The sequence below is a fragment of the Actinomadura sp. KC06 genome (assembly GCF_004348735.1).
Taxonomy (GTDB): domain Bacteria; phylum Actinomycetota; class Actinomycetes; order Streptosporangiales; family Streptosporangiaceae; genus Spirillospora.
Map to the genome: position 1 here is coordinate 53,400 of NZ_SMKT01000018.1, position 20,952 is coordinate 74,351.

The 20,952-nt window shown below is 69.1% G+C and carries 29 protein-coding genes; 13 read left to right on the plus strand and 16 right to left on the minus strand.

Annotated elements, in window-relative coordinates; translation table 11 throughout:
- Positions 1 to 5: 5 nt before the first annotated feature.
- Positions 6 to 1,481, minus strand: coding sequence for a M28 family metallopeptidase (locus tag E1287_RS08995; protein ID WP_207934093.1), 1,476 nt, complete (start codon positions 1,479 to 1,481; stop codon positions 6 to 8).
- A gap of 83 nt (positions 1,482 to 1,564) precedes the next feature.
- Between E1287_RS08995 and E1287_RS09000 the strand changes: the two genes are divergently transcribed.
- On the plus strand, positions 1,565 to 2,218 hold the full coding sequence (locus E1287_RS09000; RefSeq protein WP_131964396.1) for a 1,4-alpha-glucan branching protein: 654 nt from the start codon (positions 1,565 to 1,567) through the stop codon (positions 2,216 to 2,218).
- Between the two features lie 17 nt (positions 2,219 to 2,235).
- On the opposite strand, the gene E1287_RS09005 is transcribed toward E1287_RS09000, so the two are convergent.
- Entirely contained in the window at positions 2,236 to 2,598 is a 363-nt protein-coding gene (locus E1287_RS09005) for a cupin domain-containing protein (protein ID WP_131964397.1), read from the minus strand.
- 88 nt (positions 2,599 to 2,686) lie between these two features.
- Between E1287_RS09005 and E1287_RS09010 the strand changes: the two genes are divergently transcribed.
- Both E1287_RS09010 and E1287_RS09015 read left to right on the plus strand, forming a co-directional pair.
- A complete protein-coding gene (locus E1287_RS09010) occupies positions 2,687 to 3,286 on the plus strand; it encodes a YciI family protein (protein ID WP_131964398.1) in 600 nt (199 codons plus the stop codon).
- A 46-nt stretch (positions 3,287 to 3,332) separates the two neighbouring features.
- Positions 3,333 to 3,974 (plus strand): MOSC domain-containing protein, encoded by a 642-nt coding sequence (locus E1287_RS09015; protein ID WP_207934098.1) that lies wholly within the window; start codon positions 3,333 to 3,335, stop codon positions 3,972 to 3,974.
- A gap of 73 nt (positions 3,975 to 4,047) precedes the next feature.
- Here E1287_RS09015 and E1287_RS09020 read toward each other — a convergent pair whose 3' ends face one another.
- On the minus strand, positions 4,048 to 4,536 hold the full coding sequence (locus E1287_RS09020; protein ID WP_131964400.1) for a carboxymuconolactone decarboxylase family protein: 489 nt from the start codon (positions 4,534 to 4,536) through the stop codon (positions 4,048 to 4,050).
- Between the two features lie 198 nt (positions 4,537 to 4,734).
- Here E1287_RS09020 and E1287_RS09025 point away from each other — a divergent pair, with 198 nt between their 5' ends.
- Positions 4,735 to 5,646 (plus strand): RNA polymerase sigma-70 factor, encoded by a 912-nt coding sequence (locus tag E1287_RS09025; protein WP_131964401.1) that lies wholly within the window; start codon positions 4,735 to 4,737, stop codon positions 5,644 to 5,646.
- 70 nt (positions 5,647 to 5,716) lie between these two features.
- On the opposite strand, the gene E1287_RS09030 is transcribed toward E1287_RS09025, so the two are convergent.
- Both E1287_RS09030 and E1287_RS09035 read right to left on the minus strand, forming a co-directional pair.
- Positions 5,717 to 6,163, minus strand: a complete 447-nt coding sequence (locus tag E1287_RS09030; protein ID WP_131964422.1) for a calmodulin-binding protein — start codon at positions 6,161 to 6,163, stop codon at positions 5,717 to 5,719.
- A 204-nt stretch (positions 6,164 to 6,367) separates the two neighbouring features.
- A complete protein-coding gene (locus E1287_RS09035) occupies positions 6,368 to 9,268 on the minus strand; it encodes a BTAD domain-containing putative transcriptional regulator (protein WP_165968932.1) in 2,901 nt (966 codons plus the stop codon).
- 243 nt (positions 9,269 to 9,511) lie between these two features.
- On the opposite strand from E1287_RS09035, the gene E1287_RS09040 reads away from it, so the two are divergent.
- Entirely contained in the window at positions 9,512 to 10,984 is a 1,473-nt protein-coding gene (locus E1287_RS09040; protein WP_131964403.1) for a BTAD domain-containing putative transcriptional regulator, read from the plus strand.
- Between the two features lie 67 nt (positions 10,985 to 11,051).
- Here E1287_RS09040 and E1287_RS09045 read toward each other — a convergent pair whose 3' ends face one another.
- The 4 genes from E1287_RS09045 to E1287_RS09060 all read right to left on the minus strand — a co-directional run bounded on the left by E1287_RS09045 (position 11,052) and on the right by E1287_RS09060 (position 12,980).
- The gene (locus E1287_RS09045) at positions 11,052 to 11,474 is read right to left on the minus strand and encodes a hypothetical protein (protein WP_131964404.1); all 423 of its coding nucleotides are present in this window, start codon (positions 11,472 to 11,474) and stop codon (positions 11,052 to 11,054) included.
- A 16-nt stretch (positions 11,475 to 11,490) separates the two neighbouring features.
- Positions 11,491 to 11,916, minus strand: a complete 426-nt coding sequence (locus E1287_RS09050; RefSeq protein ID WP_131964405.1) for a hypothetical protein — start codon at positions 11,914 to 11,916, stop codon at positions 11,491 to 11,493.
- A 13-nt stretch (positions 11,917 to 11,929) separates the two neighbouring features.
- The gene (locus tag E1287_RS09055; RefSeq protein WP_131964406.1) at positions 11,930 to 12,325 is read right to left on the minus strand and encodes a hypothetical protein; all 396 of its coding nucleotides are present in this window, start codon (positions 12,323 to 12,325) and stop codon (positions 11,930 to 11,932) included.
- A 181-nt stretch (positions 12,326 to 12,506) separates the two neighbouring features.
- Positions 12,507 to 12,980, minus strand: coding sequence for a calmodulin-binding protein (locus E1287_RS09060; RefSeq protein WP_243718757.1), 474 nt, complete (start codon positions 12,978 to 12,980; stop codon positions 12,507 to 12,509).
- A 179-nt stretch (positions 12,981 to 13,159) separates the two neighbouring features.
- Between E1287_RS09060 and E1287_RS09065 the strand changes: the two genes are divergently transcribed.
- Genes E1287_RS09065 through E1287_RS09075 form a run of 3 tightly spaced genes read left to right on the plus strand, consistent with a single transcriptional unit; the run spans position 13,160 to position 14,774 of the window.
- Complete coding sequence (locus tag E1287_RS09065) at positions 13,160 to 13,507, plus strand: VOC family protein (protein ID WP_131964407.1); 348 nt, start codon at positions 13,160 to 13,162, stop codon at positions 13,505 to 13,507.
- Positions 13,504 to 14,121 carry a DUF4360 domain-containing protein gene (locus E1287_RS09070; RefSeq protein ID WP_207934094.1) on the plus strand — a complete coding sequence of 206 codons (618 nt, stop codon included), beginning with the start codon at positions 13,504 to 13,506 and terminating at the stop codon, positions 14,119 to 14,121. The genes E1287_RS09065 and E1287_RS09070 overlap by 4 nt, the downstream gene beginning before the upstream one ends.
- A gap of 29 nt (positions 14,122 to 14,150) precedes the next feature.
- Complete coding sequence (locus tag E1287_RS09075) at positions 14,151 to 14,774, plus strand: DUF4360 domain-containing protein (RefSeq protein WP_165968933.1); 624 nt, start codon at positions 14,151 to 14,153, stop codon at positions 14,772 to 14,774.
- Here E1287_RS09075 and E1287_RS09080 read toward each other — a convergent pair.
- On the minus strand, positions 14,752 to 15,195 hold the full coding sequence (locus E1287_RS09080) for a DUF1062 domain-containing protein (protein ID WP_347813958.1): 444 nt from the start codon (positions 15,193 to 15,195) through the stop codon (positions 14,752 to 14,754). The two genes, E1287_RS09075 and E1287_RS09080, sit on opposite strands and share 23 nt — an antisense overlap.
- 468 nt (positions 15,196 to 15,663) lie before the next feature.
- Here E1287_RS09080 and E1287_RS09085 point away from each other — a divergent pair, with 468 nt between their 5' ends.
- Entirely contained in the window at positions 15,664 to 16,152 is a 489-nt protein-coding gene (locus tag E1287_RS09085; RefSeq protein ID WP_131964410.1) for a pyridoxamine 5'-phosphate oxidase family protein, read from the plus strand.
- Positions 16,153 to 16,160: 8 nt separating this feature from the next.
- On the opposite strand, the gene E1287_RS09090 is transcribed toward E1287_RS09085, so the two are convergent.
- Complete coding sequence (locus E1287_RS09090; RefSeq protein ID WP_131964411.1) at positions 16,161 to 16,547, minus strand: VOC family protein; 387 nt, start codon at positions 16,545 to 16,547, stop codon at positions 16,161 to 16,163.
- A 160-nt stretch (positions 16,548 to 16,707) separates the two neighbouring features.
- Between E1287_RS09090 and E1287_RS09095 the strand changes: the two genes are divergently transcribed.
- The gene (locus E1287_RS09095) at positions 16,708 to 17,031 is read left to right on the plus strand and encodes a hypothetical protein (protein WP_131964412.1); all 324 of its coding nucleotides are present in this window, start codon (positions 16,708 to 16,710) and stop codon (positions 17,029 to 17,031) included.
- Positions 17,032 to 17,113: 82 nt separating this feature from the next.
- On the opposite strand, the gene E1287_RS09100 is transcribed toward E1287_RS09095, so the two are convergent.
- Entirely contained in the window at positions 17,114 to 17,539 is a 426-nt protein-coding gene (locus E1287_RS09100; RefSeq protein ID WP_165968934.1) for a hypothetical protein, read from the minus strand.
- A 373-nt stretch (positions 17,540 to 17,912) separates the two neighbouring features.
- On the opposite strand from E1287_RS09100, the gene E1287_RS09105 reads away from it, so the two are divergent.
- Positions 17,913 to 18,272: a hypothetical protein gene (locus E1287_RS09105; RefSeq protein WP_131964414.1), complete on the plus strand. Its 360-nt coding sequence runs from the start codon at positions 17,913 to 17,915 to the stop codon at positions 18,270 to 18,272.
- Between the two features lie 8 nt (positions 18,273 to 18,280).
- Here the strand turns inward: E1287_RS09105 and E1287_RS09110 are convergent, their stop codons facing one another.
- The 3 genes from E1287_RS09110 to E1287_RS09120 form a co-directional block, all read right to left on the minus strand.
- On the minus strand, positions 18,281 to 18,394 hold the full coding sequence (locus E1287_RS09110; RefSeq protein WP_347813959.1) for a DUF397 domain-containing protein: 114 nt from the start codon (positions 18,392 to 18,394) through the stop codon (positions 18,281 to 18,283).
- Positions 18,395 to 18,484: 90 nt separating this feature from the next.
- Entirely contained in the window at positions 18,485 to 18,697 is a 213-nt protein-coding gene (locus tag E1287_RS09115; RefSeq protein WP_131964415.1) for a DUF397 domain-containing protein, read from the minus strand.
- The gene (locus E1287_RS09120; RefSeq protein ID WP_131964416.1) at positions 18,694 to 19,587 is read right to left on the minus strand and encodes a helix-turn-helix transcriptional regulator; all 894 of its coding nucleotides are present in this window, start codon (positions 19,585 to 19,587) and stop codon (positions 18,694 to 18,696) included. The genes E1287_RS09115 and E1287_RS09120 overlap by 4 nt, the downstream gene beginning before the upstream one ends.
- 78 nt (positions 19,588 to 19,665) lie before the next feature.
- Here E1287_RS09120 and E1287_RS09125 point away from each other — a divergent pair, with 78 nt between their 5' ends.
- Positions 19,666 to 19,893 (plus strand): hypothetical protein, encoded by a 228-nt coding sequence (locus E1287_RS09125; RefSeq protein ID WP_131964417.1) that lies wholly within the window; start codon positions 19,666 to 19,668, stop codon positions 19,891 to 19,893.
- A gap of 100 nt (positions 19,894 to 19,993) precedes the next feature.
- On the plus strand, positions 19,994 to 20,287 hold the full coding sequence (locus tag E1287_RS09130) for a hypothetical protein (protein ID WP_131964418.1): 294 nt from the start codon (positions 19,994 to 19,996) through the stop codon (positions 20,285 to 20,287).
- A gap of 40 nt (positions 20,288 to 20,327) precedes the next feature.
- Here the strand turns inward: E1287_RS09130 and E1287_RS09135 are convergent.
- The coding region (locus E1287_RS09135) for a CocE/NonD family hydrolase C-terminal non-catalytic domain-containing protein (protein ID WP_279503813.1) at positions 20,328 to 20,952 on the minus strand (625 nt) is incomplete at its 5' end.

Consider the following 20,952-nt stretch of genomic DNA (forward strand, 5'->3'; position numbering starts at 1 on the left):
CCGAGTCAGCCCGGGACCGGGAACGCGACCGGGCTGCGGTGACCGTCGCGGTCGACGGCGCGGACGCCGAAGAACGCGTTGTCCTTGGACAGGTCGATCTTGACCCCGGTGACGTTCCCGACGGGGATGACGTGCGTCCAGTCGGGGCTGGTCGTCTCCCGCCACACGACCTCGTACCCGGCGAGGTCCGGCTCGGCGCCGCGGTCCCAGACCAGGTCGGTGTCGTTGGTGAGCTCGCTGGTGCGGACGCGGGCGTTCTTCGGCGTCCCGGGCGCCTGGGCGAGCGACCACAGCGCGGCGGCGTTCACCTTGGCGACGCGGGCGATGTACGCGAAGTCGCAGAACTCGGGCAGGTCGCCGTACTGCTTGCCGTCCTCGACGCGGACGTCCTGGTGCTGATGGGCGTAGTCCTCGTGGGGCTCGGTGAAGCGCGCGGCGGGGTAGTCCTGCTCCAGGTAGCCGATGTGGTCGCCGCCGCGCAGGTAGCGGTCGCGGCGGTAGATCGTCCGGACGTGCATGCCGGTCGCGTCGTTGTCGGCGACGGACGAGACGAACCGGGCGAGCTGCCGGGACGGGGAGTCGTTCTCGCCGCCGACCGAGCGCCGCACGTCGCCCTCGCCCGGGGACTCGGCGGTCGGCACGCCCTCGGCGAACAGCCGCAGCGAACGGGGGTCGCGGGTGCCGTCGTCGGCGGTGCTGCTGCCCACGATGTCGTTGGTGAACATGCCCTGCACGTCGGCGCCGGCCGTCCTGTACTGCTTCGCCTGGTATCTGGCCCCGTACAGGCCCTGCTCCTCGCCGGCCACGGCGGTGAAGACGAGGGTGGCCTCAGGGCGGCGCTTCGCCATCACCCGGGCCAGCTCCATGACGACCGCCACGCCGGACGCGTCGTCGTCGGCCCCGGGCGCGTCCGCGGTGGCGTTCATGACGTCGGTGACCCGCGAGTCGTAGTGGCCGGACACCACGTAGATCCGGTCGGGTGTCGCCGATCCGCGCAGCGTCGCGACGACGTTGGTGATGCGGGTCGCGGTCGGGATGCGCGGCCCCGGCTCCTGGACGTACGACTGCAGCTCGGCGGTCATCCGCCCGCCGGACGCGGCGGCGTAGCGCTTCATCTCCGCGAGGATCCAGTCGCGGGCGGCTCCGATGCCGCGCTCCGGATCGTCCTGGACGGACAGCGTGTGCCGGGTGCCGAAGCTCACCAGCTTCCGGACGATCGCCTCGATGCGGTCCTGGTCGATCTCGCGCAGCAGCGCCCGCAGCTCGGCGTCCGGCCGCTGGTCGGTGACGGGCTTGCCGGGGCCGTCCGGCCAGCCGCGCTCCTTCGCCGCCGCGGGCGCGGCGGTCAGCGCGACACCGGCGCCGGTCGCGGTGACGGCGGCGGCCGCCGTCGACAGGGAGAGGAACGTCCTGCGGCTGGCGGCGGTCCGCGTCGGCTCGGTGGGGGGCGTGTTGTCGGCGGGGGATGCGTTAGTGGCCACGCATCGATCTTTCTCCGTATCGCGGCGGTGTCCAGGACCAGAGGCGACAGTCATCGCCCCGCCCAGGTGTGGACAATTGCGATATGGCTTTCATCCACGAGACCACGATGACGCCCGGCAAGCTGGAGCTGCTCGCGGCATGGCTGCCCGCGCGGCCCTGGTACGCGGGCTCGCTGGACGCGCCCGCGCTGTCAAGGTCCGGAGGCTTCCGGCTCGACGACCCGGAGGGCGCGGTCGGGATCGAGTTCATGGTGGTCACGGACACGTCCAGCGGCGCCCCCGTCGCCTACCACGTGCCGCTCAGCTACCGCGGCGCGCCGCTCGACGGGGCCGATCGGGCGCTGATCGGCACGTCCGAGCACGGTGTGCTGGGACGGCGCTGGGTGTACGACGCCACTCGCGACCCGGTCGCCGTCGGGCAGCTCCTCGCGCTCCTCCAGGGCCGTGCCGAGCCGCAGCACCAGAGCCGGAGCGACACTCCTGACACGTCCGTCGTCAGCGACTTCACCGGCGACGGGGCTTCGGCGCTGGTCGCGCTGACGTCCGTCGAGGACGCCCGGCACGGCACCGACGTCACGGTGGAGGCCAAGCCTCACGGCGCGCTGACCATCCGGGTCGTGCGCGTTCTCCGCGAGAATCAGCCCGGGACGGGCGACGCCCTGGGCTCCGTCACCGCCGAGTGGCGATCACCGGACGGCGGCCGCAGCCGCGGGCCGTTCGCCGTCCTCACCGCCTGACCCCCAGCGATTCCGGGTCAGTGGGCGCCGGCCTTGGCGTATTCGCCGATGCCGCCTCCGAAGTCGAACGCGACGCACGGCTCGTCGCCGACGACCCACGCGTCATGGCCGGGCGACACGACGAACACGTCGCCGGGACCGACCTCCCCTTCGGCTCCGTCCTTCGTGCGAATGCGCATCCGTCCCTGGACGATGTAGCCGTTGTGGTGCACTTCGCAGAGGTCGGTGCCCGCGATCTCCTTCACGGACTCCGTCCAGCGCCACCCGGGCTCGAACGTCGCCTTGCCGAACACCAGCCCGGACAGGTTGACGAGTTCGAGGTGCCCCTTGGACATGTCGCGCCGGTCGTCCGGCTTGTCGATGCTCTTGATCTCCAGCATGATGGGTCCCCCTTTCACCATCAGTTCCACGCTTGCACCGGCCCTGACCTGCGTCAAGGCATCCGAACACCCGATATGAAGAGGCGACGTGGAGTATTTCTTCTACTGCCGTGACCGGCCGGAGAGCGCGGCGCTGCGTTCGGAGCTGGTCGAGGCCCACTGGACGTTCATGGACCGCTACGCCGAGACGATGATCGCGCGCGGCCCCACGCTCACGCCGGACGGCACGGCGGCGACCGGCAGCCTCCACATCGTCGACCTGCCCGATCCGGCGGCCGCCCGCGAGTTCGCGTTCGACGAGCCCAACTACCAGGCCGGTGTCTACCGCGAGGTCCTCGTCCGCCGCTGGCGGAACGTGCTGGGCCGCACGATGTGGGAATTCACCGGAGCGGTCGCCGGATACCAGCGCTTCCTGATCCTCGCGCAGGCCAAGCCGGAGACGGGCGCGTCCCGCGATGCGCTGGACGAGGCGCACCACGGCTACCTCGACCGCGGGTACCGCGAACGCCTCATCGCCTACGGCCCGCTCTTCTCCGAGGACGGCGCCGAATGGACGGGCACCGCCCTCCTGGTCGAACTGCCGGACCGGGCCGCCGCCGAGTCCCTGATGGCGGACGAGCCCTACGCCCGGAACGGCCTGTACGAGACCGTCGAGATCCATCCCTGGGAATTCGGCGGCCGCAGGTGATCTCGGTCTAACGGCCGGGCGTCCCGCGACGTATCGTCGCATCGTGATGCTGCTTTCGGTCAACATCGGCAAACCCCGGACGAACCCCTGGAACAAGGCCCCGACGACGGGCATCGACAAGCGGCCGGTCGAGGGCCCGGTCATGGTCGCCGCTCCGGAACCCACGGCGTCAGGAGCGGTCGGCCTGGCCGGCGACAGGACGTTCAGCGCCGGTCACGGCGGGCCCGACCAGGCCGTCTACGCCTACGCTCGCGAAGACCTCGACTTCTGGCAGGACGAACTCGGCAAGCCCCTGCCCGACGGCGTCTTCGGCGAGAACCTCACCACCACCGGAATCGACGTCAACGGCGCCCTGATCGGCGAGAGGTGGCGGCTGGGCTCCAGCGTCGTCCTGGAGGTGAGCTGCCCGCGGATTCCCTGCCGCACCTTCCAGGGCTGGCTGGACGAGGAGGGCTGGATCAAACGGTTCACCCAGACGGCCCGTCCCGGCGCCTATCTGCGCGTGATCGAGCCAGGCGAGATCCGCACCGGCGACCCCGTCGAAATCGTGTACCGGCCCCAACACGACGTGACGGTGGCCGTCGCCTTCCGAGCCCTCACCAGCGAATCCGAACTGCTGCCGCGGCTGCTGCCGATTGACGCCCTGCCAGAGGAACAGAAGGCCAAGGCCCGTCGGCGCATCGCCTGAGCGCAGGGGAAACAGATCGGCCCGGCCCGGACGCGTCCGGGCCGGGCCGATGCCCCCGCGGCTCGGCCGGGCCTCAGCTCGCGATCGCCGCCGCGAACATGCCGGGCTCGTACGAGCCGCCCTGCATGCGCGTGATCACGCCGAGCCGGTTGGCCGCGTTGACCTGGGCGATCAGGGAGACGAGCGCGGCGATCTGGTCGTCGTCGTAGTGCTCGCGCACGTCGGCCCAGGTCTCGTTGGACACGCCGTGGTGGGAGTCGGCGAGCCGGGTGCCCTCCTCGGCGAGCGCCAGCGCGGCACGCTCCGGCTCGGTGAACACGGCGGACTCGCGCCAGGCGGCGACCAGGTTGAGCCGGAGGGCGGTCTCGCCGGCCGCCGCGGCCTCCTTGGTGTGGAGGTCGACGCAGAAGCCGCAGCCGTTGATCTGGCTGGTGCGCAGCGACACCAGTTCCTGCGTGGTCCTCGGCAGCGTCGACTGGTGGATCATCAGTCCGGCGTTGCCGAACCGCTTGGAGTACCTGGCGCCGAACTCGTTGCTCATCAGGTCGATACGGGATTCCATGACGTCTCCTCGCTAAAGGTCTTGAGCGCCGCCGCCGTCCGGTTTCGCGGCGTCCTGACGACATGGAGACCCCGCTCGTCCGGGCCCTGTGACGTCCCCGTCCATGTGACCTGCGCCACCGGCAGGGGATGTCACACCACGGCGGGGGCCGGAGTCTTGTGGGTGGGACGATCGTCAGCGAACGGGGAGGAACCGTCCATGAACGAGCCGGAGCAAAGCGGCGACGGCCGTCCGGACCCCGCCACCGGGACGTTCATCGCCCACCGCAACCTGCTCTTCACCGTGGCCTACGAGCTGCTCGGCTCGGCCGCCGACGCGGAGGACGTCCTCCAGGAGACCTGGCTCAGGTGGACGAAGGTCGATCTCGCGACGGTGCGGGACCGGCGCGCCTACCTGGTCCGGATCACCACCCGCCAGGCGCTCACCCGGCTGCGGACCCTCGGCCGCCGCAAGGAGACCTACGTCGGCCCCTGGCTGCCCGAGCCGCTGCTGACCGCGCCCGACGTGGCGGAGGACGTCGAGCTCGCCGAGAGCGTCTCGATGGCGATGATGCTGGTGCTGGAGACGCTCACGCCGCTGGAGCGGGCGGTGTTCGTGCTCCGCGAGGTGTTCGACTTCGGGTACGACGAGATCGCGGGGGCCGTGGAGAAGAACCCGGCCGCCGTCCGGCAGATCGCCCACCGGGCGCGGGCCCATGTCGCCGCGCGCCGTCCGCGCGGGGCGGCCTCGCCGGACGAGACCCGGGGCGCGCTCGAGGCGTTCCAGCGGGCGCTCGAGACGGGCGATGTGCAGACCCTGCTCGACGTCCTCGCGCCGGACGTCGTCGTGATCGGGGACGGGGGCGGCGTCAAGCAGGCCGTGCTGCAGCCCGTCGTGGGCGCGGACAAGGCGGCCCGCCTGTTCACCGGGGGCCTCGCCAAGGTCGACGCCGTCCTGACGGTCGAGCCGGTGCAGATCAACGGCGGCCCGGCGCTGCTCCTCCGGCTCGACGGGGAACTCGACGGCGTCCTCGCCATGCGGTTCGACGACGGCCTGGTCAGCGGCTGCTACTACGTGCGCAATCCCGAGAAGCTGTCGCGGGTGGAGCGCGAAACCGCGGTGACCCGCTGACCGACCCGTCCTGGCTCGGCCAAGACCCGGGGGCCTGGGACGGCCCCCGGGTCGGCGAGTGTCGCGCGGATTACGCGGGGATCTCTCGCAGGACGCGCGAGCCCCACGGGCACCAGGTCAGGCCGGGAAGGAACGCGCCGCCCGCCTCGTCGAGGTGCTCTTCGACGTAGGAGATGGACGCGTCGCAGACCTCGGTGGCGATCTCGAAGAACTGGATCGTGGCCGGGTCGAGGTGGTAGCTCCAGCCGGGGTTGTACGGCGCCGGCTGCTTGACGATCTTGCCCATGACCTGCGGGTTGTCGGTGGCGGTGCCGTTGATCAGGTCCCGGGCGTGCTGGATCTCGGCGGGATCGGTGAGTTGAATGACGGCCTCGTCGTCGCCGGCCATGTCGGTGAAGACGAAGTACGCCGCGGCCGACGGGGCGGCGTCGGCCGGACGGGCCGCGGCCACGACCAGCAGCGCGGCTAAGGCCAGGGCCACGGCTCCCGCGATCGCTCGCGGGCCCTTGATCGTCATCTGCTGCACGGGTTACCTCCGGTGGGTCGTGAAGAGATCACGGGGTGCTACGGCTTGATCATCACATGGCCGGGACGGTGTCCCCCGGCGTCCGCCGGACGGCCCTCGGCGCCTCGCCGGCGGCCCTCCGCATCGACCTGCCCGCTAACCTCGGAGCCAGGTCCGATTCCGGTCATTCCACCCGTTCTCAAGGGCCCTGGGTGGTCACGTGGCGTCGCTGTCGGCGTCCTCTCGCACCAGTGCGCGCACGGCGACGGCCTGGGGAGCGTCGAGTTCCTCGAATATGGCGAGCGCCCGCCGCCAGGTCCGTCTCGCGCTGTCGATGTTTCCGGTATCGCTCTCAATTCTTCCGAGGGTGTAAAGCGCGAGAGCCACGCCGTGGCGATTTCCTATCTTGCCCGCGATGGTCAGCGCTTCCCCGCAATAGATGGCGGCCTCGTCGTACTGCTTGAGGTGATAGTGGTTGTGGCCGAGACCGAACAGCGCCCGGCTCCGGCCCCACTGGTCGTCGATGCGGTTGAATATGGCGAGGGCTTTTCGCAGGTGGGCGATGGCGTCGTCGTGGTCGCGGCAGGCTCCGAGCAGGTCACCGAGCCCGTAGAACGACCAGGCCACGCCCCATTCGTCGTCGATGGCGGTGAACAGGCGCAGGCCGCTCCGGCAGTTGTGCAGAGCGGCGTCGAACTGCCGGCGGTCCCGGTGGGTCATGCCGAGGACGCTCCGCGCCGACGCCTCTATCCACAGCTCGCCGATCTCCTGGGAAATGGCGATCGCCTGCTCGAACTGCTCGACGGCGTCGTCCAGGCGGCGAATATCGCGGTAGGCGTTGGCCAGGCTGGCGCGGCTGAACGCCTCCGCGAACCTGTCGCCGTCATCCTGGGACGCCCGGACGCCCAGGCGGCTGGTCGTGATCCAGTCACTCCATCGTGTCGCGACGCTGAAATAGCTCCAGAGGATCTGCGGCAGTTTCTTCGCGACTTCGTACCGGCCGGACTCCACCGAATGGTGAACGGCGGCCACCAGATTGGGCCGCTCGGATTCGCACCATGCCACCGCGTCGGTCGGGTTCCGCAGCTCGATCGGCCGCACGCCCGCGGGCGGCGGGCCGAGCTCGATGTGGCGGCGCAGCGGCATGATCACCCTGTCGGCGCTCAGCGCGGTGTGCATGTACCAATGCAGGACGCGGCTCTCGGCCTCTTCGCGCTCGGCGACGGATTCGTCCTCATGAGCCCGGTCGACCGCGTAGGCGCGCAGGAGATCGTGGAAGCGGTAGCGGTCGTGCGAGGTCTCCTGGAGCAGATGCGCACCGGTCAGCTTGTCGAGCAGCAGCCGGGCGCCTGGACCGTCGGTGCCGATGAGGGCCGCCGCTCCGCCCCGGCCGACGTCCGGCCCGGGATGGACGCTGAGCAGCCGGAACGCCCGCGCCTCCGCCGGGGTCAGCGCGTCGTACGACCAGGAGAACACCGCTCTCACGGCGGTGGCCTGGTCATCGTCGGTGGCCAGCAGGTCCAGCCGTCGGCGCTGGTCGGCGAGGTCCCGGGCCAGATCGGCCAGGGCCGTGTGCTTCCTCGTGCGGGTCAGCTCAGCGACCAGGCGCAACGCCAGCGGCAGGCAGGCGCACAGCCGGGCCAGCTCGGCCGCCGCGTCGGGCTCGGCGTCCGCCCGGCGTGACCCGATGTCCTGGCGGAGCAGTCGCAGCGCCTCCTTCTCGGCGAGCAGATCGAGGCAGAGGCGGTCCGCGCCTTCGCGCACCGTGAGCCCGGACAGGCGGCCGCGGCTGGTGACGAGCACCATGCACCGCGACGATCCGGGCAGCAGCCACCTGACCTGTTCGGACGACGCCGCGTTGTCCAGCAGGATGAGGATTCTCCGGCCGCTGGTCCTCGTCCGGAACAGCGCGGCGCGCTCCTCCAGGTTCGGCGGGATCGCGGCGGGGGCCGTGCCCAGGGCCCGCAGGAACCCGTCGAGGGCTTCGGCCGGTTCCATCGGCGGCCCGACGGGGTCATAGCCGCGCAGGTTCACGAAAAGGGACCCGTCCGGGAAACGGTCTTGGACGCTGTGCGCCCACCGCACCGCCAGGGCCGTCTTCCCGACGCCGGCGGTCCCGGAGACGACGGCGACGGTCGCCGCGGACGGGTTCGCACCGGCGTCGTCCTGGAGCCGGTCGAGGTGCGCCAGTTCCTCGTGACGGCCGATGAATCCGCGAATGTCAAAGGGAAGCTGCCTGGGAGCCGCCGACCGCTCGACCGGCTGCGCCGACGCGAGGCCCTCCATCGGACGTGGGTCGGCAAGGTCGGCTGCCGGGTGGCGGCCCGCGGTGTCGTCGCTTTCGGCCTGGTCGGGACGTCCCTCGCGCGATGAACCGGCAAGTATCCGATCCTGCAGCCGCCGCAGCGACGGCCCCGGCTCGATCCCGAGCTGGTCGACGAGATGGCCGCGCGCTTCGGTGTAGGCGTACAGGGCCTCCCCGGCCCGGCCCGCCTGGCACAAGGCCACCATCAGGTGTTCCCAGAGCCGTTCGCGCAGCGGGTAGTCGGCGACGAGCCCCCGCAATTCCCCGATGACCTCGCAATGCCCGCCGCACCTCAGATCGGCTTCGATCCGCTGTTCGAGGACCGATAGCCGCCTTTCCTCCAACTGCATTGCTCCGGCTTGCGCCCGCGGGGAAAGCCCCAGCCCGCCGAGCGCGGGTCCCGTCCACAAGTCCAGGGCGCCGCGCAGGAGGCGGGCCGCCTCGGACGGGTCTCCGCCGCTCAGGGCCGTCCCTCCCGTGCGGGCGAGCTGCTCGAATTCCAGCAGGTCCAGCTCGCCTGGCTCGGCATGGAGCACGTAGCCGGGCGTGCGGGTGGCGATCCGTCCGGCCGCCTCCCGGCCGCCGCGGCGGAGCGCGGAGCGTAATCGGCTCACATGCACCTGGACGAGGTTCTCGGCCGTCGCCGGATGCCGCTCGCCCCACAACCAGTCGATGAGGCGATCCCTGGACACGACCTGGTTGGCGTGCAGAGCGAGCAGGCCGAGAACCGCGAGTTGAGCCGGACGGCAGGCGCCGACCAGGTTCCGGTCCGCATTCCAGACTTCAACAGGACCCAGCACTTTTATTCGCATGGCCGCCCCACTCAGTGCGTCAAGGCTCGTCCGGTCGCAAATCATGATCACGGCCAGTCCGGCGGCCGGCCGGGCCGGGCCGGCCGCCGGGCGTCCAGCGCATGGCCAGCGCTCGTCAAGCCGGCGGGCAAGCGTTCCGCCAGCCGCACCTGCCACGGTGCGCGAGGAGCCTGATCATGGACGGAGAACGGTCGGCGAACGCGTCCCGTTCCCCGATGTCGACGCGGCCGCGAGGGGGACGCGATGGAGCAGTTGACTTTCCGCATACTCGGTCCACTTGAACTCCGGCGGGGCGAACGTCCGGTCGACCTGACCTGCCAGCAGGGGGCGCTGCTGGCCGCGCTGCTCATCGACGCGAACCGCGCGGTGCCGACCGACCGCCTCGCCGAGGCGCTGTGGGGTGAGAGCCTCCCGGCGGCGGCGTCCAGCAGGGTGCGCACGCTCGTCTCCGACCTGCGCAGGGTCTGCGACGCGGACCGGATCCTCACCGCCAGCCGCGGCTACCTGGTCCGCGTCCGGCCCGGGGAGCTGGACGCGGACGTCTTCGCGACGATGATCGACGAGGCGCGGGAGGCGTCGGCCGAAGGCAGGCTCGAAGACGCCAGGACGTTGTACGACGCGGCCCTCGGGTTGTGGCGCGGCGAGCCCGCCTGGGACCTGGCGGGGACGTCGGTGTGCGCCGAGGTGTCGCGATTACGGGAGTCCTGGCGGGCGGCGATGGAGGCGCGGGCCGAGGTCAAGCTCACGCTCGGCCTGTGCTCGGACGTCATCTCGGAGATGCGTCACCTCGCCGCCGAGTACCCGCTGTGCGAGCGGCCGCACGCGCTGCTCATGCTCGCGCTGCAACGCGACGGAAGGCTCGCCGAAGCGCTCGCGGTCTACCGCGACCTGCACGCCCGGTTCGTGGACGAACTCGGCATCGAGCCGTCCGCGGACCTCCGCGACCTGAACCGCGAACTGCTCACCGAGGAACCGGGACCGGCGGTGGCCGGTTCTTCGGTGCCGGTAAGGCGGCGCGGCCCCTGCCTCCTGCCCGCCGACACCGCCGACTTCGTCGGACGCTCCGCGGAAATCGCGGCGATCACCGCCGAACTGTGCGGGGAGGCGATCGCACCGCCGATCGCCGGCATCTGGGGCGTGCCCGGCACAGGGAAGACCGCGCTGGCTCTGCATGTGGCGCACGCGCTGCGGCCACGCTTCCCGGACGGCCAGCTTTTCGCATGCCTGCGCGGCAGCAGCGCCGAGAGCGGCAGCTCCGGCAGTGGCTCTGGTGGCGCGGCTCCCGGGCCGCGGCGCTCGGCGGACGTGCTGGCCGAATTCCTGCGCGTCCTCGGCGTGGACGGCGCCCACATCCCGGAATCCGCGGACGAGCGGGCGGCGATGTACCGGGACCTCATCACCGATCGCCGCGTGCTCGTCGTCCTCGACGACGCCCGTGACGAGGCACAGGTCGAACCGCTGCTTCCGGGCACGCCCGGCTGCGCGGTGCTGGTGACGTCCCGCTTCCCGCTGCTGGGCCTGCCGTGCGCCTCCTGCGCGGTCCGGCTGGACGGACTCCCCGAACCGGACGCCCGCGTCCTGCTCGGCGCCATCGCGGGACGCGAACGCGTCGCCGCCGACCCGGTGGCCGTCGGCGAGCTGCTCGACGCCTGCGGCGGCAGGCCCTTGGCGGTTCGCATCGCCGGGGGCCGCCTCGCCCTGCACCCGCATCGCTGACGGCCGACGCGGCCGGGCGAGGCCCGCCGACCGGATGCCGCTGCCCGGTCGGCGGGCCGTCTCGCGGCTACGGGCACTTACCGAAACCCACGTAGTCGATGTTGTGCTTGACGACGTTCCAGAGCCGCTTGTGGCCCTTCACGCCGGGCTTGACCTTGATCGTCCGGCACAGGCCCAGACGCGGGACGGAATCGGTGTAGAACACCTTGATGTAGTTCGTCCCCTTGCAGTGATTGTTGAAGTAGAACGTCGTGGAAGCGCCTCCGGGCGACCAGGAGATATTGAACCTCTTCCCCTTGGGCTTGTTGCACTTCCGGGACTTGCGGTGAATGGCCATCGTCGACGCGTCCGCGGCCTTCGCCGACACGGTGGTCCCGGTGGTCCCCGTTGCCCCTGTCGCCTGGACCGGGCTCGCGGACGCGACGGCGGGAACCGAAACGATGGCCGCCGCGATCGCCACCGCGGCCGTCCTGCCGAGCAGATGACTCATGCCGATACTCCTTTGATCACGGCCACAGGGGGCACTTTCCGAAGTCCACGTGCATCAGGTTCTGGTAGTAGATCCGGTGCAGCTTCTTGCGGCCCTTCACGCCGGGCTTGACCGTGATGTTCTTGCATTTTCTGCCGTTGGACTGGTACCAGACCCTGATGTAGTTCTTCCCCTTGCAGTGATTGTTGAAGTAGAACGTCGTGGACGAGAAGCCGTCGGCCCAGGAGATGTTGAACCTCTTCCCCTTCGGCTTGGTGCACTTCCGGTGCTTGCGGTGGACGGACATCGTCGACACGTCCCCGGCCTGCGCGGACGCGCCGGCCGCGACGGCTCCCGAGGGTCCGGCGGCCCTGGCCGGAGCCGCTGACGCGGTGGCGGGAACCGTCCCGATAAGGCCGGCGGCCATCACCACGGCCGCCGTCACACCAATTGTGCGGTGCATCGCAGAACCCTTCCTAGTCGGCGTTCAGGGCGGGCGCCTGGGGGCGCTTCTTCGAGGCTTCGACCTTGATGATCCAGCCCGGCCGGGGCTTGAGGGACTTGGAGCCCTTGGAATTCTTCTTCACGGTGAAGGGGTAGGAGAACACCGCCCCACCGCTGTTCTTGTAGTACACCCTGACGTACCATTTGTGGCTGCAGGGATTGTTGTAGCTCAGCCGCGTCCACCTCTCGTTTGGAGAGTCGTTCTTGATCTTGAACTTCTTCCCGGCCGGCTTCGAGCACTTCCAGGACTTCGATGTGAACGCGGGCGCTGCGGCGTCGGCCGTCTCCGAGGTCGGGGCGGCCGAGACAGGCCCGGCCATCACTCCCAGGAGAACCGCCGTTCCGGTCAAGCAGATCGCGGTTCGCACATTTTCACCCCTGTTCCGATGAGCGACTTCATGTAGAAAGGCATCTACATACGCTCGGAGAGTAGGAGGCGTCCCGCCTGATCTGCGCCTGATGCGCGCCTGGGGCCAGGAAAGCGAAACGCCCAGGGGCCTCGCTCGACCGGCCCCTGGGCGAATGGGTGCGAACCCGCACCGCGAACGGTTACGGCGCGGGAACCTCCCTGATCAGGCGGGACGTCCAGGGGCACCAGACCAGGCCGGGCAGGAACGCGCCGCCCGCCTCATCGAGGTGGTCCTCGACGTAGGGAATGGTCGCGTCGCAGACCTCGATGGCGACATCGAAGAAGTCGATCGTGTCCGGGTTGTAGTGGTAGCTCCAGCGCGGGTTGTAGGGGGCCTGCCGCTTGATGATCCGGCCGACCACGTGCGGCCTGTCGGTGGTCTCGCCGCTGATCAGCTCCCGGGCGTGCTGGATCTTGGCCGGGTCGGTGAGCTTGAGGACGGCCTGCTCCCGGCTGATGTCGGTGAAGACGAAGTAGGCCGCCGGGTCGGCGCTGGCGGGCGTGGTGTTGGCAACGGTCAGCGGCACGACGAGAGCCAGGGCGACGGCCGCGGCGATCGCCCGGACGCGCGTCTTCGCCGTCCGCAACGCGGACGGTGCGGTGAACTTGTACACGTTCCCTCCGTAGTTTCCGGCGGGCCGCTGCGGTGCGACCCGAGCGCTACATACCCAGCGCAACCAGTTAACTACTGTACGTGTCATTTTCTGGCCATGCGCACGGTTGAGTCCCTGGCGCCACTGGACATAATCAGGGCACGTTCGATCTCGCCGGTCAGCAGGAGGAGGAGTCGCCCATGTCCATCCGCCGGGTCATGCCCGATATCCGATCAGAGGCCATCGAGGAGAGCCGCGACTTCTACGGCCGCCTGGGGTTCGAGGAGGTCATGAACCAAGGCTGGGTCGTGACGCTCGCCTCCCCGTCCAACCCCACGGCGCAGGTCACCTTCATGACTCACGACAAGACCGCGCCGGTCGTGCCGGACATGAGCGTCGAGGTGGACGACGTGGACGCGGTCCACGCGCTGGTGCAGGAGAGCGGCGCGGAGATCGTTCACCCCTTGCAGGACGAGGAGTGGGGCGTGCGCCGGTTCTTCGTCCGCGACCCCAACGGCCGCGTCGTCAACGTGCTGAGCCACCGATGAACACCAAGGCCAAGCTGATCACAGGCTTAGGCGTCGCCGCCGCCGCCCTGCCCGTCCTGACGTCGCCTCCCGCGGCCGCGGCCCCGCCGCACCGCGACCCCACGATCGAGATCACGACGGTGAACGGGTCGGGTTGCCGCCCGGAGACCGTGACCGTCACGCCCCGGTCCAGCGGCTTCACCATCCGGTACAGCGACTACTCCGCGAAGATCGGCGGCGACGCCCTCCCGACGGACTACCGGAAGAATTGCCAGCTCGGCCTGCGGATCATCCCCACGGAGGGTTTCACCTACGCGGTGATGGCCGTCGACCATCGCGGGTCGGCGCAATTGGCGCCCGATGCGACGGGTGTTCTCAAGGCGTCGCATGAGTTCGCGGGCTCCCCGAGGCAAGCGCAGACCACCCATTCGTTCAAAGGGCCCCTCTCCGGCGGCTGGCAGGTCGCCGAGAAGATCGACCCCGGACAGCTCGTCTGGGCGTCGTGCCGCGAGGAGCGCAATCTGAACATCTCCACGGAACTGCGCGTCAACGCCGTCGACCGGACCACGGCGAACACCTTCGACATGCACTCCGGCCTCGGCAGCGCCTACCACTTCGCGTGGAAGACATGTTGATGAAAACGGCACGCACAGTATTCGCGGGGATGGGTGCCGCATTCGCCCTGCCCGCGCTGACCGCCCTGGCCGCCGCCCCCGCGTTCGCCGAGGGCTCCGATCCCCCACCCGGCAGCGTGACCGTCGAGGTGGCGAGCGTCAGCGGCCCGGGGTGCCCGACCGGGTCGACGGGAATCGCCGTTTCGGACGACAAGAGCCGCATGGTCGTCACACGGGAGAACATCCGCGCCGAGGCGGGCGGCACCTCGTCCCCGCAGGCCGCCCGGGTGAAGTGCATGCTCTCCATCAGGGTCCACATTCCGGCGGACTACACCTACGCCATCAGGACGTTCGACTACCGCGGCTACGCGCACCTGGAGTCCGGCGCCACCGGCACTCTGAGATCGGAAGCCTACTTCCAGGGCATGCCGAATCCGTCGCCGAGAATCTTCACCCTCAATGGACCGTACTTCGATGACTGGCAGTGGGTCCTTCCCGACACCGGCCCGGCGTACAAGCCTTGCGGCGAGCAGCGCAGTCTCAACCTCACCGCTGATCTGCGGGTCCAGCTCGGCACGTCCGACCCGTCCAAGAAGAGCTACATGGAGATGGACGGACGAGAGGTCTACGAATTCATCTGGAAGAAGTGCCCTATCGCCTCGGGAGGAGAGTGAAGGAGAACGAGCGGCTTGTTCTGCGCGCGAGCGCGACCTCGCATTTCACGCGGCGCTCGACGGAATTCCTGCTGAGCCCGAGCCCCTGACCGATCAAGCGATCCGGTCTGAGCGGCACAGGTGCCTCGAACGTGACGTCGACGCGCACCGGCCAGTCCGCGTCGAGCGGCGGCACTTCCGGCGTATCGAGATGCCACGCGCCGTCCCAGTCCAGGGTGAACCGGTTGCGGCGGGCGACCAGCGGATCCAGGAGCACTTCCTCGACGAGCCGCGGCTCATTGTTCTCGAAGCCGCGCAGCCGCCGGACCGACCGGACGGGGACACGTTCATGAACCGCGAGCTTCGCCGTCGCGCCGCAACGGACGCAATCGACCAGGAGCCACACGTCGAGGAGTTTCTTGTTGGCGTTGACGCGGAACATCCGCCTTTCGGCCGTAGCCGTCGCCGACCCGCACTCCAGGCACCGCACGGACAACAAAGGCAGGCGGACAGGCCGCACTGCCCAGGACAGCACGAAATCATCTTTATGGGGTTGTGAAGACACGATCTCTCTAGACCAGATGCAAGGCCGTGCTCAGACGGCCTGAAACGCTAAGAAGCCAGGGCATCCCGGCGGAGGCCGGGACATGGTCCGGCCTACGAAGCGCTGGTGATGCGGGTCAGAGAGAAATAGCGGGCGTGTTCACGCGCGTGTCCTCACGATCTTCGACGATGCACGCACGGTACACACGCGTCCGCCTCCACCGTCAACCCATTTTCCGGCGGGCGCCGTGCTCAGGGCGTCCACGGCAACTGGTCCGGGGATGTGTCGAAGCGCGTGCGGCGCCGTTCGTCTAGAGGTACAGCCCCGAACAGGGCGCCCCTTACACCCACGTGAAAGAGGATCGTCATGCACGCCGACGAAGAACTCGCCTCGATCCCGGTCCCGCGCCGCCTGGCCGAGCGGCGGGCCTACGCTCGAAACCGGCTCGAAACCGGCTTCCAGATGTGGCTGGCCACCGGCAGCGACGGCCATGGAGCACATCTGATCCCCGTGGCCTGTACCTGGGACGGCTCGGCCCTGTACACCGCGACCTTCGCCAAGAGCCGCACCGTCGCCAACGTCAAAGGACACCCGCAAGCGCGGGTCGCTCTCGGCGACACCGCCGACGTCGTCATGATCGACACCAGTGCGTCGCTTGTGAACGTCCCCGACGTCGACGCCGACATCGCCGAGCGCTACGCCAAGGTCTCCACCGACCCCCGCGCCTACCCGGAGGGCAGGTTCGTCTACCTACGCCTGCGACCCACGCGCATCCTGGTCTGGAACGGCCTTCACGAATTCGTCGGCCGCACGGTCATGCGGGACGGCCGATGGCTAGATGAGCCAGTCGACTGACCAACGGGTCACGTCCTGAGAGACATACAGAACTCGTTGCCTTCGGGATCAGCCAAGACGACGTTGTCCGGGTGCCGAGCCTGCACGGTCGCCCCGAGCGCGATCAGGCGCTGGATCTCCGACTCCGGGTCCACGGCGTGCAGGTCAACGTGCACGCGATTCTTCACGCTCTTGGCCTCGGGCACGAGCTGGAACCACAGACGAGGTCCTCCCTCCGCCGATTCGACGAGCACGGTCGGGTCGTCCTCGACACTGGTGATTCCCAGGGAGCGCAGCCGCGCCAGCTCCGCATCGTCGTACGGCGCGACGGCGAAGCCGTCCAGCGCCGCGGCCCAGAAGCGGGCCGTGGCCGCGGGGTGAGCGCAGTCGAAGACGATGTCACGGAGTCGCGCCATCCGCCCATGATCCACGCGCCCGCCGGACGATGTCACGCGGGCCGCCGCGTCCGGCCGACCAGAAATACCCGTCGATCGGTCATCCGGCGACCACCCGGACACGAATCTCGGGTGATTGCTCGCGGGCGGCGTAACCACCCCCATGCGAAGGGACGGAATCATGAAGAACACGCGCGTAGCGCGGATCGGAAGGCGGACGGCGATGATCTCGCTCGCCGGCGTGGCCGCCGCGTCGGCGCTGGTGGGCACCGCGTCCAGCGCCGCGGCCGCCCCGACCGGCTGCGCCGGCCGGCAGGTCGACGGCCAGAACTACGAGAGCCGGTGCACCGGCGGCACCGGAGAGCACCGCGTGTGGGCGCGGCAGTACGTCCCGTTCCTCGGCGACCTCGATTGCTTCGGGCCGTGGGTGCCGGCGAATGCCGTCTCGAGCGTGACCTGCAGCATCCACCAGACCGTCTTCGTCACGCACCAGACCCGGGGATGACGCCCGACCGGTGACGGCGGCGGCCCGAGATCAAGGGCTGTTCCGGTGAAGGGTCGGCCGGGGTGGCATGCGGCCGACCTGATCACCACTTGAGGAAGACCTTCATGTCGTACTGATTGCCCAGGACCGAAGTCTGGTCCAGCGAGATGGAGCCTTCGTGACCGTCCTTCACAATGGTCCGCTGGCAGTTGAGCTCTTGGCGGTAACACTCGGCTACCTGGTCCTCGCTGAAATTGTCACCGGCGTCCTTCAACCATTTCGACACCGACTCGAAGGGGGTCGGGTCGGCGCAGATGCCGGGCGGGTTGCAGATCACTCGCCAGACCGCGATGTATTGATCGTTCTTGTCGTCGACCTGACCGCCTTCGTAGATCCTCATCCCTTGCGGCCCGCCCAGCTCGGCGACCCAGGCTTCGAGAAACCGCTTGGGCTCTCCCTGCTTGTGGACGACCACGCTGATCACGACGGCCAGGCCCGCGACCAGGACAACAAGCAACGGGATGATCACAAGCGGATTCTTCGACCGGCTCCGCCTCGTCCGATACGGGGGACCGTACGGCTGAAAGGGCGGCCGAGGCCCACCGAGCGGCGGCCCCGGCGGCCCGTGAGGCCCCGGGTATCCATGCGGCGGCCCCTGGGGGCCAGGCGGACCGGGCGGACCTTGGGGAGGCTGTGGAGGCTGCATAACGCATCACACAGTACCGATCAACGCACGCACATTTACCGAACACCACGAAATGCGACACCGACGAGACGATCAAGCAAGCCATTTCATCCGAGGCGACTTGTTCGCCACACTGAACGCGAAATTGGGCCCGTCCGAATCCCGGGAACGAAGACCGGCTTGTTCAGCAGCACCACTGCGCTGGAGACTGGACGCTGTGCGACAAGCATTCGCTCACGAGGCGGTCGTCGTCATGGACCCCGGCGACGACATCCGGGCACCAGGCGCGGCCATCACAGTCGCGCTGTGCGGACACTGGGAACACCGGTCACCATGCCCGCTGGCCCCACACCACACCGACGCGCAGCGGTCCGGCACCCGGGTGCGACTACGAGTGCTGTTCGCCAGCGAACCCGCAACCGTAGCCGACGTCCGAACTCGCATCGAGCAGGCCCTGTCCGAGTCCGCCCTCACCGGCCCCGACGGAATGACCACACACTGGCGACTGCTGAACGCCCAGCCCAGCACCGTCCGCCCCAGCGAAGCCGAACACGCCGAACAGCTCATCCAGAGCTAAAAGCACCACTAACCCAGATCGAACTCGCTCGTCTTTACCTGGTCGGCGAACGCCCGCCAGGCCGCACGACCGAACGTGAGCTTGGGGCCGTCCGGGTTCTTGGAGTCACGCACCATGATCACAGGGACGAGGTCCGCGACCTCCAGGCACTCGCCACCCTGGTGAGCGCTGCGACTGCTCTTTACGCCACCGGACGTCTGTCGCTCCCATGGCTAACGCTCCAGGTCGAACTCGTCCGCCTTCACCTGGTCGGCGAACGCCCGCCACGCCGCACGACCGAACGCCAGCCTGGGGCCGTCGGGGTCCTTGGAGTCACGCACCGCGATCACAGGGGCAAGCGCCGCGACCTCCACGCACTCACCGCCATACTGTGAGCTGCGACTGCTCTTACGCCAGGGGGTGCATGACACAACCGAGGTGCTCATAGCTGCTCCAACGCATCGTGGATCATGGCCAACGACTCCTCGGCGGAGAGCGTGTGACCCTGGATCAGGTCCCACGCTACGACTTTCAACGCGACCCTGTCGCGCTGCTTCAGCAGTACTCCCTCTGCGGAAGCCTCCGTATAGGCAACATCCGGCTCGTTCTCGAAGCCTAGGATGGTGAAGCTTCCCGCCAGCCCAGCGTGAAACCCCGCAGCGTACGGGACGATCTGCATCTGGGTCTGCGCCCGCTGCCCTACCTCCAGCAGATACCTGAGCTGGTCACGCATGACCTCCTTACCGCCCACATTTCGACGGATAACGTCCTCATCCAATATTAGGAAAGTGTGCGGTGGGTTCTCTCGCTCGAAGATCGACTTCCTCTCCATACGCTCGGCGACGAGCTTTGATGTAGCGGAGCCCATCGTCAGGCTGATGACCGTGCGTGCGTACGCCTCCGTCTGAAAGAGCCCGCCGATCAGGTTGGTGCTGAAGACACGGACGTAGTTGGACCTCTTCTCGTAGCTGAGGTATTCGGGAAAGCCTGGCGGGAGGATGGCGAGGTGGCGGGTTTCGTTGATTCGTTCCAGGAGGCGGGCGAACAGGCCGTCCGTGTTGAAGAAGGTGTCGAGGGCGGCGGTGAACTCCTCGGACGGCAGGTTCTTGCATAGCTCGACCTGGCCGACGTAGGAGTCGGCGAATCCGAGTTTGGCGGCGAGGTCCTTCTTGGTGAGACCGGCCTGCGTCCGGCGCCATTCGAGTTCCTTCGCGTACGTGACGATGGCCGGGGCCTCGTAGGGCTCGGATTGTGCGGGCATCTCGACCTCCGGGGGTTGTGCACCCGGGGGGTGGGTGCGATCGATCTTGCCTGTGGTGTGTTGCTGGTGGTGCACGGTCCGCTCCTAAGAGTAGTCGAGCGTGTGAGGGTGGTCACACGGAATTGGTCGAGGCGAGGAACCAGAGGATTCCGAATGGACGCGCGAGTGCGGGACGAGCAGGAATTGGGGCGGCTGCGGGCCGACTTCGGCGGGTGGCGGATCTGGCGGGCCGTGAAGCAGGACGGACGGCTCGGCGAATGGGTCGCCAGCCTGCATGACCCGAGGGTCGGGGTCGAGCCGACGCTGATGTTCCCCACGGCGTCGCTCCTGCGGGAGGCGCTGCTCAGGCAGGCGGAGCGGGCGCAGGTCAGGAGCCTTTGATCACGACGGTGGCGGGTTCGCCATCGTCCTCAAGCGCGGCGCGGTCGGTGCGCATCCCCCCGAGCCCACCGGCCGCGCCGCTTCCACGGAGGTGAGAGGTGTGAGCGCTGGGAAGCATGCGGTACTGCCCAACGAGCGGGTCGTGCATCTGGGCGCGCTGCGGGACGCGGTGGACGCGCGGCGGGAGCTGGCCTGCGGGCTGATCGAGCGGCGCGGGGTGACGTGGGTGAGCGTCGTCCGGGTCGGCGGGTCGGGGCGGCTGGTGGAGGTCGGGTGCGACTACGTCCGGGCGGCGTGGTGGTTCACCTGGAGTGACGGGCGGCCGATCGCGCCGGTGCGGAATGTCGAGGGTGTTGTGGCCGTGCTGGTCCGGGAGCTGGCCGGGGGTCGGTGAAAAGGGGACGGCCCCGCCAGGTGGCGGGGCCGTCCATTTGTCAGCGGGTTAGTGGGAGGGTCAGGGTGCTTCCTCGCAGGTCGACGTCGACCTTGGTGCCCGCCGGGTAGCGGAGCGTGTAGGCGTGGTCGGTGGCGAGGATCATCAGGCCGATGCGGTGGCCCTTCTTGAAGACGTAGTCGTAGGGCTGCATCGGCCAGGAGAACGTGTACTCCTCGCCGGGCTTGACGGGGGTGCTGTGCGAGATGGAGTGGCGGTTGCGTATGTCCATCCAGCCTCGCGTCACGATCTTGAAGGGGCTGACCTCGGTGGTGTACTTGCGGACGGCCCGGCAGCCCTGGTCGGTGGGAATGGAATCGCCGTAGCACCAGGTGTCGTTCGTCCGGACGTAGCCGGAGACGCGCTCGTCGGTGCCGTAGTCGACCAGAATGGCCGACAGGTACGGCGACTTGCCATTGATGGCGGCGCGGAGTTTGACCTGGGCGGTGCCGCTGAGCTTCACCGATTCCTTGAGCTCGGGCGTGAGGTAGATCAGGCGGTTGGGGTCGGACTCGTCCGGCTTGGCGGCCAGCTCTTCGGCCTTGCGGGACGGGTCGTCGATGAGGTGCTGGGTGCCCTTGCCGGGCTTTCCTAGGCCGTCCTGGTTGAGGCCCAGGCGGACGGGG

What these genes read in the sequence shown, in the direction of transcription:
- E1287_RS09000 (WP_131964396.1), top strand. Translation starts at nt 1,565, where the DNA reads ATGGCTTTCATCCACGAGACCACGATGACGCCCGGCAAGCTGGAGCTG.
- E1287_RS09005 (WP_131964397.1), bottom strand. Translation starts at nt 2,598, where the DNA reads ATGCTGGAGATCAAGAGCATCGACAAGCCGGACGACCGGCGCGACATG.
- E1287_RS09015 (WP_207934098.1), top strand. Translation starts at nt 3,333, where the DNA reads ATGCTGCTTTCGGTCAACATCGGCAAACCCCGGACGAACCCCTGGAAC.
- E1287_RS09020 (WP_131964400.1), bottom strand. Translation starts at nt 4,536, where the DNA reads ATGGAATCCCGTATCGACCTGATGAGCAACGAGTTCGGCGCCAGGTAC.
- E1287_RS09025 (WP_131964401.1), top strand. Translation starts at nt 4,735, where the DNA reads ATGAACGAGCCGGAGCAAAGCGGCGACGGCCGTCCGGACCCCGCCACC.
- E1287_RS09030 (WP_131964422.1), bottom strand. Translation starts at nt 6,163, where the DNA reads ATGACGATCAAGGGCCCGCGAGCGATCGCGGGAGCCGTGGCCCTGGCC.
- E1287_RS09035 (WP_165968932.1), bottom strand. Translation starts at nt 9,268, where the DNA reads ATGCGAATAAAAGTGCTGGGTCCTGTTGAAGTCTGGAATGCGGACCGG.
- E1287_RS09040 (WP_131964403.1), top strand. Translation starts at nt 9,512, where the DNA reads ATGGAGCAGTTGACTTTCCGCATACTCGGTCCACTTGAACTCCGGCGG.
- E1287_RS09045 (WP_131964404.1), bottom strand. Translation starts at nt 11,474, where the DNA reads ATGAGTCATCTGCTCGGCAGGACGGCCGCGGTGGCGATCGCGGCGGCC.
- E1287_RS09050 (WP_131964405.1), bottom strand. Translation starts at nt 11,916, where the DNA reads ATGCACCGCACAATTGGTGTGACGGCGGCCGTGGTGATGGCCGCCGGC.
- E1287_RS09065 (WP_131964407.1), top strand. Translation starts at nt 13,160, where the DNA reads ATGTCCATCCGCCGGGTCATGCCCGATATCCGATCAGAGGCCATCGAG.
- E1287_RS09070 (WP_207934094.1), top strand. Translation starts at nt 13,504, where the DNA reads ATGAACACCAAGGCCAAGCTGATCACAGGCTTAGGCGTCGCCGCCGCC.
- E1287_RS09075 (WP_165968933.1), top strand. Translation starts at nt 14,151, where the DNA reads ATGGGTGCCGCATTCGCCCTGCCCGCGCTGACCGCCCTGGCCGCCGCC.
- E1287_RS09080 (WP_347813958.1), bottom strand. Translation starts at nt 15,195, where the DNA reads ATGTTCCGCGTCAACGCCAACAAGAAACTCCTCGACGTGTGGCTCCTG.
- E1287_RS09085 (WP_131964410.1), top strand. Translation starts at nt 15,664, where the DNA reads ATGCACGCCGACGAAGAACTCGCCTCGATCCCGGTCCCGCGCCGCCTG.
- E1287_RS09090 (WP_131964411.1), bottom strand. Translation starts at nt 16,547, where the DNA reads ATGGCGCGACTCCGTGACATCGTCTTCGACTGCGCTCACCCCGCGGCC.
- E1287_RS09095 (WP_131964412.1), top strand. Translation starts at nt 16,708, where the DNA reads ATGAAGAACACGCGCGTAGCGCGGATCGGAAGGCGGACGGCGATGATC.
- E1287_RS09115 (WP_131964415.1), bottom strand. Translation starts at nt 18,697, where the DNA reads ATGAGCACCTCGGTTGTGTCATGCACCCCCTGGCGTAAGAGCAGTCGC.
- E1287_RS09125 (WP_131964417.1), top strand. Translation starts at nt 19,666, where the DNA reads ATGGACGCGCGAGTGCGGGACGAGCAGGAATTGGGGCGGCTGCGGGCC.